Below are 11689 nucleotides of genomic sequence, written 5' to 3' on the forward strand. Positions count from 1 at the left end.
GCGGGGGGCTGCGCCGTGGGCCGGCGCCCCGCCGCGCGCACCGCGCCCCGGCGGCCACACCCCCACATCGGGGGCGTCCCCTACATCCTCGTGCACGCCGGGGTGCACTGGCTGGTCATGGAGTACGTGCCGGGGCGTTCGCTGGCCGAGATCGCCCGCCGGGAACGGAAACTCGACGCGCCGACGGCCGCGGCCATCGGCGAGCAGATCGCCGGCGCGCTGGCCCACTGCCACGAGAACGGCATCCTGCACTGCGACGTCTCCCCCGAGAACATCATCGTCACCGACGCGGGCGACGCCCTGCTGACCGACTTCGGCAGTTCCCTGGACCTGCGCGACGCGCCCACCGGCGAGAGCCCGAAAATCGATGCGGCACGGGGCAAGTGGCAGTATCTGGCGCCCGAGGTCGAGCGCGGCGCGCCGCCCGGCCCCAAGGCGGACGTCTTCGCGCTGGCCGCGTCGCTGCGGGCCGTCACCGCGCACCGCCGCCATCCCGGCCCGCTCGAGGCGGTGCTGGACCAGCAGTTGCAGCCGAGCCCGCAGCACCGTCCGACCGCCGCGGCCGCGTCGACCCGGTTCGCGCGCGTCGAACGCCCCGCGCGCGGCTGGAATCGCGTGCTGCTCCGACGGATCACCACGGCGACAGCGGAATTCGTCGCGGTGGCATCGATCGTCACGGCCGGTGCGATGATGCCCGTCGCCGCGGCGGACAATTCGATCGGCGACCCGCGCACCGCCGACCCCTGCGCGCTGCTCGACCCGGCCACGCTTGCGCCGTACGGGCGGATCGATCTGACCACCGACGAGGCCAACTTCGACACCTGCGATCTGCGGGTTCGGCAGTGGGGCGAGGATTTTCACCCCGACACCGGCCATGTCCGGCTGAGACTCTCGGCCGACGCGCCCGAGCAGACCTCGCAGATCGCGTTCACGCGCGCCGGGAACATCACGATCGCCGCCGAACCGCCGAGCGGCACCAGATGCATTCGGACCCTGATGCTTTCGGGTGGCGGCAATATCGAGATCACCGGTGAGCGCCTGGTGCCCGACGGGCCGGACCCGTGCGCGCTGGCCGACGCCGTGGTCGTCGGCGCGCGAAACATCCTGTGGCACGGCCCGATACCGCGGCGGCCGGGGCCCTTCGGAGCGGATTCGCTGGCGCGGCACGAGGCGTGCGGCCTGGTGGACGGATCGATGCTCGCCAAGGTGCCGGGCATCGACGCCGTTCACCCCGCCGCCGGATTCGGCGACTGGTCGTGCCGGTGGGACAGCACCATCGACGGCCATGTGACGCTGCGCTACGACCGCGACGCGCCGAAGACGGCGGCGGCCGGGCAGCCGCTGCTGCTCGCGGGCCTACCCGCCTTCCGCCGCTCGGACCGCAACGACTGCACCGTGCAGATCGAGTACCGCCGCTTCCGGGGGCCGTCGGGCGGCGACCACGCCGAGGTCGTCGTGATCAGGTATGCCGGAACGCCCGCGCCGCCCGAACAACGCTGTGCCACCGTCACCGAGCTGGCGACCACCGTCGCGATCAACCTGACTCGGTGAGGCGCGGTCACCGGGGCCGGAGTGTGATGGTCACCGTCCGATTCGCTTGCGGCCCCGCGTCCATGCCGTCGGGGAACGGTGGCGCGGTGGCGCCCGCGCTGGCCAGGAGAAACATCGACAAGGGCAGGCCGGTGGCGACGGCAAGATGCGCGGCGACGGCGCGGGCACGGGCGAGACCGAGTTCGGCAGCGTCGATGTATCCGAGGGTGGGCGAGACGGTCGCGGCCTCGGTATGACCGGTGACCGTCACCGTCACCCGGTCGGCGAACGCGGGCAGCACCGAGGCGAAACGGTCCAGCGCCGTCTCTCCGTTGCCCGCCAATTCCGTTCCTACAGAAAACATTCCGCCGGGGAACGTGACGGTGAGGGCGTCCGCGCTCGGGTAGGGGCGCAACGCCGGCTCGGTGGTCAGCGCCGCCACCAGGTCCCGCAATGTCGCGTCACGGTCGGCCACCGCGCGGTCGAACCGGTCGGCGACCGCGCCCACCTCCCCCGACAGCCGCTGCTGCTCGCCGCGCAGCACGTCGAGCCGGGCCGACAGCTCCGCGCCGCGCACCGGATAGTGCTGGATCGCCGCGATACCGCCCGCCCCGATCGCCGCGGCCGCCGCCAGCGCCAGCCCCGCCCGGACGGGATGCTTCCGCGCCCGGCGCGCCTGGAGCGCGGCCAGCCGCCGACGGCCCGCCCGCGCCGCGGCAGCGTCCCCACCCGCCTGCTGCGCTCGCGCCCAGCAGTCGTCCGCGTCGGCGAATTCCCCACGCTGCGCATGGATTCGGGCCAGCAGGTCGAGCACGTCCGGGTCCGCGCCCTCTCGTCCACCGGCCTCGTGCAACATCTGTTCGGCCTCGTCGTAGTGTCCCGCACCGGCCAGTCGCGCGGCCTGCGCGGTCGCGGCGGTCACCAGCGCCGTCCCACGGTGCTGCCGAACGCCCCGCCGCCGGCATGCGCACCGGTCTCGTCGGGCGCCAGCTTGTCGAGTTGCGTGAGAACCTGGCGCAGCTCGAGGTTGTCCCCGCGCGCCAGCGCGGCCCGGCCTCTGCGGAGCGAATCCTGCACCGCCGGGTCCGGATGCTCGCCGAGTTCCTGCTCGCGGGCGCCGAAGATCACCGCCTCCAACCGGCCCGAATCGCGCAGCACCTCCGCGAAAACCTCACGCACGACGTCGATCTGGCGGCACAGCACGGTGTCGTCCTCGGCCGTCACCGCATGTCGGATGGACCGCTCGGCCTCGCGCAGCGCGGTCCGGCGCGCCGGACTGCCCCAGTTCAAGATCGGCTCGCGCACGGAGTCGAGCAGCCCGTTCGCCTCCTCGACGAGTTCCGGAAAGCGCAGCGCCGCTTCGATATCCGCGACGGCGACCTGGGCGTCGCGCAGCCGGTTCTGGCATTCGCGCGCAGCGTCCGGGTCGACCGCGGCCGCGGCGGCCTGCCGCCGGACATCGTCCAGCGCGCCCTCCCGCGCGAAGGCGTCGATCAACCCGGCCGCCCGGGCGCCCCGGGACCCCAGCTGCCCGGCTCGTCGCTCCAGATCGTGCAGGCCCGCCTCCAGATCGTCTGCGGCATGGCGCAATTCGTCGGCATCGGTCGAGGTGGTGCGGCCGAGTTCGACGGTGATGGGGAACTCCTCGTCGAGGATCGGCACGTAGGCGTCCGCGCGCGGCACGAAGCTGGCGTCGATCCGCAGCTGCACCTCCACCTCGCTGCCCGCGGGCACATCGCGGACGATCTGGCTCGGGGTGATATCCAGCGCGCCGACCAGCGTATTGAGATCCGCCCGGGGGCGCTCGCCTTCCACGATGGGCACCCGGATCAGGCCGGTGCGCTCATCGCGCCGCACGGTGACAGTCGACCGCAGGACCTCGCGCGTCTTGGCGGGCAGCTCGGTGCCCTTGCGCGCCAGCCACAAGACCTCGTTGTCGTCCAGCCCGATACCGACCGAATGGCTCAGCGTGGGCGGCGTGCCCACCAACGTGGTGTGCTTGTACGTGATCCGCTCCGGATCGCAGTCCAGAGGCGTGCCGCGGGCGTCGCGTACCTCCACCACATACCGATTGGTGGTCTTCTCCTCGGCGTGCAGCCGCGCGGTGAAGGTGCCGTCGGCGGTGAGCGGAATCTTCCCGCTGTGCCACGCGGGTTCGCCGTCGGGATTGACGAATTCTATGGTGGCGCCGGTCCAATCGCGATCCTCCGCGGCCGCGACCCGCCCGCCGACGAGCGGATCGGGATCGGAACCGACCGGCTGATGCGCCATGTCGATCACCACCTGCCCGCCCCGGGTCGGCCGGGACCGCGGCGGCACCCGCTGAGTGCCCGCGAACAGCGCCGCGCCCCGGGCCACGACGGTGACCGGGTCCAGGCTGTGGTCCAGCGGCAGCCCCAGCCCCTCGCCAGGATCGGCCAGCAGCTGCCGCAGGGTCGGCGCCAGCGTCGCGCCGCCGACCAGCAGCACCCGGTCGATCTCGCCGGTCGCGAGCTCGGATTCGGCGAGCGCCTTGCGGCACAGGGCGATCGAGCGCCGGTAGAACGGCATGGCGAGCCGTTCCAGGTCCGCGCGGGTGATCTCGTAGGGGAATTCGACGACCGCGCCGTCCGCGCCGTCGAGCAGCACCTCACCGGAGACGGAGGCGGCGCGCGACAGCTGAATCTTCGCGGTCTCGGCCGCGGCCTTCAGTTTGGCGACGGTGCCGGCGTAGCGCCGGTTTCCGCGCGCCAGCTCCGGAATCCCCAGGGCGCCGCGGGCCGCCGGGATCAGCAGCTCCTCCACGACCGCCCAGTCGATCAGCTTGCCGCCGAGAAAGTTGTCCCCCGCGTGGTTGATCGTGCTGAACTCGCCGTCGGCGACCCGGATGACGGCCGCGTCGAAGGTGCCGCCGCCGAAGTCGTAGACCAGCCAGAAGCCGCGCTCGACCGGTCCGTGCGCGCTGTAGGCCCACGCCGCCGCGCTCGGCTCCTGGATGAGCGGCGCGAACTCGAGCCCGGCCTGCGCGGCGGCGGTGCGCGTCGCGTCGCACTGGTCGAGTTCGAAGGCGGCCGGGACGGTGATGACCGCGGCGTCGATGTCCTCGCCCAGGGCCTGCCGGACGTCGTCCCGCAGCGATTTCAGTATCTCCGCGGACAGATCCGCCGGGCTCATGCTCAGGTCCGCGGCGCGAAAGTGCTTGTGCGCGCCGCGCATTCCCATCTGCAACTTGAATTCGGCGCACGCGTTGTCGGGATCCGCGTCTACCCGCTCCTTGGCCACCGCGCCCACCCGCACGTGTTTCATGCGGTTCACATACACCGCCGACGGCGTGTACTCGCCCTGGTCGTTGTTGCGGATCACGCGTGCGCTGTCGGCGTCGACAACCGCGATGGCACTGTTCGTGGTGCCCAGGTCTATCCCGAAATCGATGGTCTCGCGCGTCATGCTGGTTGTCCTTTCTCGGGCATTCCCACGATCACCTGGCCGGTCTGGATGCAGCGCCCCGACCGGTAGACCGACGGCCGCACGGTCTCCACGACGAGTTCGCGATCTATTCCGGCGCGCGCCTCGTAGGCCATGACCCGCAGCGACAGCCCGGGGTCGAAGACCGCGCCGTCGTGATCCTGGATGCGGACCTGTGCGTCGGCCAGGCGTTCGGCGACAGCGGTCAGGTTCCGGGTGGCCAGCCGCTGCGCCTTGGCCGCCTCGCTGTCCGCCGCGAACCTCTTCAGCACCCGCCACACGCCCGTCGCGACATCGGCGATCACGGCATCGTCCAATCCGGCGACGACCGCCGGGGCCGGCTCCGGATCGGTCACGACGGGCATCGGCAGCGTCTCGAGCTGGTCACCCGGCCGGACCGAATATCGGTCGGGCGCCGGGATGCGGAACTCCGCCGGAAAGCGGTGTTGCCGGACGATTCGTCGAATGTCCGAGAGCCACATGGTCTTTCGCGTCATCGGCCCACCTGTTCGGTTGCGAAACGGTGCAGCCGGTACGCCCGCCAAGCCCACAGCAGTCCGGCCAGCGCCAGTACCACCAGGAAGTTGCGCAGTTCGGTCGCTCCCTCGTACGGCCGCACGAGCAGCGTCACCAGCCCGAGCAGCACGACCAGCCGCCAGATCCGGGCGCGGACCGTCAGCGGAACCTTGCCGTAGTAGTAGGTCTCGTCGCGCAGGTAGGAGGCCATCGGGATCGGCACGAAGCACGGCGCGGCATAGTGCGTGGTGACGAAGGTGCCGTCCGCCGCGAGTGCCCGGCTGCCCATCACGAACGAAAAGCCGATGAACCAAAATCCCTCGAACAGGCCGCCTCGGGGCGGCGGCGCGACGATGGCTCGGGGCTCGGCCAGCACCGCGTCGAGTTGTCGGCGCACCGCCGGGTCCGCGGTGCGGCGGCGCCAGGCGCGCAGCCGGTCCGCGGCGCTGTTGACCCGGCCCAGCGTGATCAGGTCCGCGACACTCCCGGTGACGGACTCGGCGGCGACCACGTCGCGGTTGCTGCCGACCAGCTCGATCGTGGTGGCCAGCCGGGCCATCTCGCCCGCCCGCGTCAGCAGCGCCAGCGCGGCCGCGGTATCCGACGTCGACCGTAGATGCGTTGTCGCACAGCGGTTCAGGGTCCGCGCCACCTGATCGGAGGCCGCCTCGCTGACCGGATCGTCGTCGCCGAGCAGTGCCGCCGTCACGGCCAGCGCGGGCGTGGCACGCTCGACCAGGGTCCACCCAGCCGCCGCGGAGTCCTCGCCGTCCGCCGCCGCGGCATGCTCGGCCGTCGCGCACGCGGCCGCGATCCGGGCCTCCAGCGGCCGCGTGGCGCCCCGCAGCGCCGCGTCGATCAGGCCGTCGTCCAGGGGCGACTCGTCGAGCAGGCGCAGATGCCAGTCCGCGGCGGCGGGACCCACCGACTCGACCACCTCGACGGCCAAGGCGACGCTGACGTCGATCAGGTGCCGCGGCAGCCGCTCCCGCAGGCGGCGGACCACGCCGGTCGTCAACCGGGGGTCGTCGATCTCACCGACGCGCTCGCGGGCCCGCTCCCAGGTCCGCTCCGCCTCGAGCACGCCGGACCACCGCCGCAGGGCGTCGGCCCAGCGCTGCGCCCGGGGGTCGTTCTCGAAATCCTCGGCACTGTGGTCGGTGGGTGAATATTCTTCCAGCACAGCGCAATGCGCGCGCACCGCGGCGTCGTGCTCGGCGTCGGTCTGCCACAGCCAGAGCATTTCGTGGATCAGGCGCGCCACCGGATCCCGCAGCGTCTCGAACGCCATCTTCACCGCGTCCACGTCGGGCGCCGGGTCCGGCGGTAGGTCACCGGTCGCCTGGTACGGCACGCCCAGCCGCTCCGACAGCGTCAACTCCGCACGGCGGCGGCGGATTACGGTCGGCGAGGCGGTCGTGGGCACGCCGGTCACCCGGAAAGCGTTATTGCGATACATCCCCGTGCCGGTGAGCGGGCGAAGGATCCGGTCCAGATCGTCGGCGCGCCGCGCCAGGTCCGTCTCCGCCGTGCCGTCCCGGCCGGGCGCCGCGGTACTCACGTCACAACTCCTTTGCGCCACAGGCGAAGCCGACCCTCGTACGCTTCACGCAAACGGGGCGACCGGCCGAACGCCTCTTCCATCACATCGGCGGCCTCGGGCAGGGTCGCGGCCTGCCGGGCCAGGGTCAGGGCGCGCTCTGCCAGCCGCTCCGCATGCCGTTCGTCCGCCGGGGAACGATTCCCGAGCACCGTCTTCGAAGTGTGCTGGGACAGACGCGCCGCCTCGGAGCCACCGCCTGCGCGGTCCCGCCGGCTCTCGAACTGCATGGCCAGCGCGCCGGCGTCGGGAGTGCGTGCGGTCGCGTCGGGGTCCAGCGCCGCCAGCACGATCCGGTCCAGTTCCTCGTCCACCTCGGCGTTCAGCTCGTGCGGCGGACGCGGCGGGCGCCGTCGCTGCGTGCCGAAAAACGCTGCGGCACGGCCGTCGTCGTGTGCGCCGTCGTCGTAGGGCAGGGTGTCGGTGAGCAGTAGATAGGCGATGGTCCCGATGGCCCACACGTCCCCGGCCCGGGAATCCCCGTTCGGGTCCAGCAGCGACTCCGGCGATTTGAACGCCAGCGTGCCTCGCGTACTCGCCAGCAGCGTGAGCGGGTTGATCCGCTTCGCCAGCCCGAAATCGCTGATGCGGGCGCGCAATCCGGCCGGGTCGTAGCCGACCAGGATGTTCTGTGGCGTGAGGTCGCGATGGATGATGGGCGGCTGTGCCGAATGCGCGACGGCCAGCCCCTCCGAGATCTGCTGCAGGATCCGCACCGAATCGGCCACCGGCACGAACCGCTCGCGGTGCGAAGTCCAGAAGCTCTGCAGGTTGCCGCCCGCGATGTATTCCATGGTGAAATAACCACATTCGCCGCGTGCGGTGGTCACCGTGTTGGCGTCGAACACCCGGATGATGTTGGGGTGCCCCATCTGCGACAGCATGATGGCCTCGCCGAGCATGTCCTCGTTCTCCGCCGCGGTGCCGGTGCGCTTGAAGACCTTCATCGCCTGCCGTCCGAGGATGCGGTGGCGCACGCGGTACACCTCGGCGAACGCGCCCTCGCCGAGAAACCGCTCGACCTCGTAGGTGCCGCCGATGCGCTGCCCCTCCCGCAGCAGGCGCATCAGCCCTCGCCACCGAAATCGATCAGGGCCAGATCGCGCGGGACGAGGGTGCCGGACAGCATCAATTCCTGAATCAGGTTGTGGTTCAGCATGTTTCCGATCGGCTGCGGCACCTCGTCGGCGGTCAGCCCGGATACGCCGAGGCCGCACAGGCGCAGGCGGACACCGAGGACGAGGTCTTCCACCCGGCGGCGCTTCCAGCCCGCGTCCGGCTCGAGGTAGGCGAGTAGTCGCGCAGTCGCGTCCCACGTCCACGGCTGCGGGCGCGCTTCGTGACGCAGGTACCGCTGGCCCAGTACGACCAGCGCCAGGCGTTCGGCATCGGTGAGGTCGTAGGACACCGCCGGGCTGGTCACGTGCCGGTGCCGGGGACCGGGCTCGCGCAGTTCGGCATTGCTGACGAAGATCTCCAGCAGATGCTCCCGCCGCTCCGAACCGCGAATGAACAGCGGCGTGTAGCCGGGCTCCAACGCCACCGGGTCCTCGTCGCGGAACAGCAGGCACGATTCGGCGACCCGGATCGGCTGGGCGCCCAGGTTGCGCACCCACCACCGGCCGTTGCCGCACACCAGGGTGCCCTGGTGACGGCTGATCCGCAGATCGTTCTCGCCGACACACACATGCACCAGCGGCCGGTTGCGTCCGAAAACGACCTTGCGCCCCTCCTTCGGGCCGAAACTGACCCCGCCGACGAGCGACAGCGCCGACACCGTCCCCGCCACCGGTGCCGACACGCCTCGGGCGAGGCTGTCGTGCGAGGCGGGCAACCGCTGTCCGCCTACGGGTTCCAACGTGCGGCACATCCGAATCACCCTGCCTCTCCGTTGCCGAGTTGCCGTCGCACCGATCCTGACAGCGATCGCCGGGACCGGTCCCGGAAATGTGTCGCAGCCGCCGCCGGGCGCGCGAGATGTGGTTAGGGTGAGCCGCGAATCGGTTGGCGGTCCGCTGGTTTCGGAGTCGCCCGGAGGAAGGGGAGACACGGTGCTCGTTCCGCTGCACGACGACGGCGGCACGCCGCTGGACTACGTCGCCATGGCGCTGGGCTGGGCCCCGGCGCTGGGCCGTCGCTGGTTCGGGGCGCGCCGGCGGCCGATCGATCTCAACGCCGCCGCACTGCTGTTCGACGGCGATCGGTTGCTGGAGGTCGTCTATCACGAGCACTTCGACTCGGCCGACGGCGCCGTCCGCCTGCACGGCGACAACGTCACCGGCGTGGGCCGCGGCGACGACGAGGTGCTCACGGTCGACTTCACGCTGCTGCCGGGCGAGGTCGACGCGGTGGTCCTCCTGATCACCTGCTACACCGATCAGACCTTCGAGGACATCGACAGAGCCTTCTTCCGACTGTTCGACGCCGACTCCGGTGCGGAGGTCGCCCGCTACAACCTGCCGCGCGGTCCGCACACCGGACTGGTGGCGGGCGTGCTGGAACGCGGGCCCGCCGAGTGGCGGTTCCGGCAGGTCGTCGAGGGTATCTCGGCGCGGCACCCGGCCGACGCGGTGCCGCTGCTGAGCCGGTATCTGGGCTGAGCGCGCCGCCGATTCGCCGGTTTCCGCCCCGCCCGCCGCCGAGTCCTGGTGACATGGTTGCCGGTGCGCGGCACCGGAAGGAGGCGAAGATGTGGTCGCTACAACAGATTTCGGACCGGCTGGAGATCGAGGATCTCATGGTCCGGTACTCGCACGCGGTCGATACGCGGCAGTGGGAGCTGCTCGACGAGATCTTCACCGCGGACGCGGAGATCGACTACACCGCGATGGGCGGACCGAAAGGCGACCTGGCGGAGACCAAAACCTTTCTCGCGCAGACGATGCCGAACTTCCTGGCATTCCAGCATCTCATCAGTAACTCATCGATCACCGTCGACGGCGACCGGGCCACCGGCCGGACCATGTGCCACAACCCGATGGTCGTCGCGGACCACACGGGCAAGCAGAGCCTGATGCTGTGCGGCCTGTGGTACCTCGACACCTTCGAGCGGGTCGACGGTCACTGGCGCATCGCGCGCCGCGAGGAAGAGAAGAGTTACCTGTTCGTCGCGCCGTCCGCGGGCTGAACCGGCGGCGGAATCAGCGGCGTCCGCGTGCGTTGTCACGACTATGACATCGTTGCACTCGGTACGGTTCTCGATCCTGGACCGCTCCCGCGTCCGGCAGGGTCAGACCCATCCGGCGGCGCTGCGGGACACGGTCGAATTCGCGCAGCTCGCCGAGCGATGGGGTTATCACCGGTTCTGGGTGTCGGAACATCACAGCGTGCCGGGCGTGGCCGGGTCCGCGCCGACCGTGCTGGCCGCCGCCGTCGCCGCGGCCACCGATCGGATCCGGGTGGGCACCGGCGGCGTGATGCTGCCCAACCATCAACCGCTCGTGGTCGCCGAGCAGTTCGGGGTGCTGGAGTCGCTGTTCCCGGGCCGGATCGACATGGGCCTGGGCCGATCGGTCGGCTTCACCGGGGGCATCCGCCGGGCGCTCGGACACGACCGGGAGGCCGCCGACGACTTCGATGCCCAGCTCACCGAGCTGCTGGACTACTTCACCGGCGGCCGGGACGGGGTGCACGCCTGGCCTGCCGAGGGGTTGCGGGTCCCGGCATTCCTGCTCGCGATCGGTTCCGGCGCCGAGCGGGCGGCGCGGTTCGGGCTGCCGCTGGTCATCGCGGCCGCGCACGGCGAGGACGCGATGGTGCGCTCGATCGAGCAGTACCGCACGGACTTCCGGCCCACTGCGTGGGGTGCGGGGCCCGTGGTGATCGTGTCCGGCTCGGTGGTCGTCGCCGATTCCGCCGAGCAAGCGCGGCGGCTGCTGATGCCGGAGGCGTGGTCGGCAGCGTATTCCCGCACCCGCGGTGAATTCCCCGCACTGCTGCCGCCCGAGGCCATCGATCCGGCGACGATGACCGAACGCGAACGACGCCTCTTCGACGAATCGATGCGAGGGCAGCTGGCGGGCACCGAGGAGACCGTCGCGGCCGGACTCGAGCGGCTGCTCGAACGCACCGGCGCCGACGAGATACTCGTCCACACCAGCACCTACGACCGCGCGGCCCGGCTGGAATCGCATCGGCGGCTGGCACGACTGGCCGGGCTCGCGAAAATCCCCGCATAAAAAAGCTCTGTGCCCCGCTCAGGGGCACAGAGCCTTGGTCGCCTCGAGGGCACGAACCAGTGTTGAGCCTATTTCCGCCCGTGCACCGGTCCGACCGGATACTAACTCGGTACGACCGGGTGATCGCGGACGTCGCCGTGCGCGTTGCGCCGAAATCCTACGTGCGCCTCGGCGCGCATCCGCTCGATCATGTGCGGATAATGCAACTCGAACGCCGGACGCTCGGACCGGATACGCGGCAACTCGTAGAAATTGTGCCGCGGCGGCGGACAGGTCGTCGCCCACTCCAGCGAACTACCGTAACCCCACGGATCATCGACCGTGACCACCTCGCCGTACCGGTAACTCTTGAAGACGTTCCAGATGAACGGCAACGTCGAAGCGCCCAGGATGAAGGCGCCGATGGTCGAAATCGTGTTCA

General features: G+C 71.0%; 10 protein-coding genes and 1 pseudogene. 4 read left to right on the forward strand and 7 right to left on the reverse strand.

Going from position 1 to position 11689, the window contains the following annotated elements:
- A partial coding sequence (locus QH470_RS12200; RefSeq protein ID WP_280272438.1) for a serine/threonine-protein kinase occupies positions 1-1551 on the forward strand: 1551 nt, incomplete at its 5' end.
- Positions 1552-1558: 7 nt separating this feature from the next.
- On the opposite strand, the gene QH470_RS12205 is transcribed toward QH470_RS12200, so the two are convergent.
- From QH470_RS12205 to QH470_RS12230, 6 genes are read right to left on the reverse strand one after another with little or no spacing between them, the layout of a single operon-like run.
- A complete protein-coding gene (locus QH470_RS12205; protein WP_280272439.1) occupies positions 1559-2452 on the reverse strand; it encodes an OmpA family protein in 894 nt (297 codons plus the stop codon).
- Positions 2449-4956 (reverse strand): Hsp70 family protein, encoded by a 2508-nt coding sequence (locus tag QH470_RS12210; RefSeq protein ID WP_280272440.1) that lies wholly within the window; start codon positions 4954-4956, stop codon positions 2449-2451. Before QH470_RS12210 ends, QH470_RS12205 begins: the two co-directional genes overlap by 4 nt.
- A complete protein-coding gene (locus QH470_RS12215; RefSeq protein ID WP_280272441.1) occupies positions 4953-5471 on the reverse strand; it encodes a hypothetical protein in 519 nt (172 codons plus the stop codon). The genes QH470_RS12210 and QH470_RS12215 overlap by 4 nt, the downstream gene beginning before the upstream one ends.
- Positions 5468-7051, reverse strand: a complete 1584-nt coding sequence (locus tag QH470_RS12220) for a hypothetical protein (protein WP_280272442.1) — start codon at positions 7049-7051, stop codon at positions 5468-5470. The genes QH470_RS12215 and QH470_RS12220 overlap by 4 nt, the downstream gene beginning before the upstream one ends.
- Positions 7048-8157 carry a serine/threonine-protein kinase gene (locus tag QH470_RS12225; RefSeq protein ID WP_280272443.1) on the reverse strand — a complete coding sequence of 370 codons (1110 nt, stop codon included), beginning with the start codon at positions 8155-8157 and terminating at the stop codon, positions 7048-7050. The genes QH470_RS12220 and QH470_RS12225 overlap by 4 nt, the downstream gene beginning before the upstream one ends.
- Positions 8157-8960 (reverse strand): FHA domain-containing protein, encoded by an 804-nt coding sequence (locus QH470_RS12230; RefSeq protein WP_280272444.1) that lies wholly within the window; start codon positions 8958-8960, stop codon positions 8157-8159. The genes QH470_RS12225 and QH470_RS12230 overlap by 1 nt, the downstream gene beginning before the upstream one ends.
- 181 nt (positions 8961-9141) lie before the next feature.
- Here QH470_RS12230 and QH470_RS12235 point away from each other — a divergent pair, with 181 nt between their 5' ends.
- The 3 genes from QH470_RS12235 to QH470_RS12245 all read left to right on the forward strand — a co-directional run bounded on the left by QH470_RS12235 (position 9142) and on the right by QH470_RS12245 (position 11268).
- On the forward strand, positions 9142-9690 hold the full coding sequence (locus QH470_RS12235; protein WP_280272445.1) for a TerD family protein: 549 nt from the start codon (positions 9142-9144) through the stop codon (positions 9688-9690).
- A gap of 89 nt (positions 9691-9779) precedes the next feature.
- Positions 9780-10217 (forward strand): nuclear transport factor 2 family protein, encoded by a 438-nt coding sequence (locus tag QH470_RS12240; RefSeq protein WP_280272446.1) that lies wholly within the window; start codon positions 9780-9782, stop codon positions 10215-10217.
- 43 nt (positions 10218-10260) lie between these two features.
- Positions 10261-11268, forward strand: coding sequence for an MsnO8 family LLM class oxidoreductase (locus QH470_RS12245; RefSeq protein ID WP_280272447.1), 1008 nt, complete (start codon positions 10261-10263; stop codon positions 11266-11268).
- A 101-nt stretch (positions 11269-11369) separates the two neighbouring features.
- Here QH470_RS12245 and QH470_RS12250 read toward each other — a convergent pair.
- Positions 11370-11689 (reverse strand): annotated as a pseudogene (locus QH470_RS12250) (cytochrome ubiquinol oxidase subunit I); the annotation flags it as partial.

Source organism: Nocardia wallacei (genome assembly GCF_029868745.1).
In the GTDB taxonomy this organism is placed as follows: domain Bacteria; phylum Actinomycetota; class Actinomycetes; order Mycobacteriales; family Mycobacteriaceae; genus Nocardia; species Nocardia wallacei_B.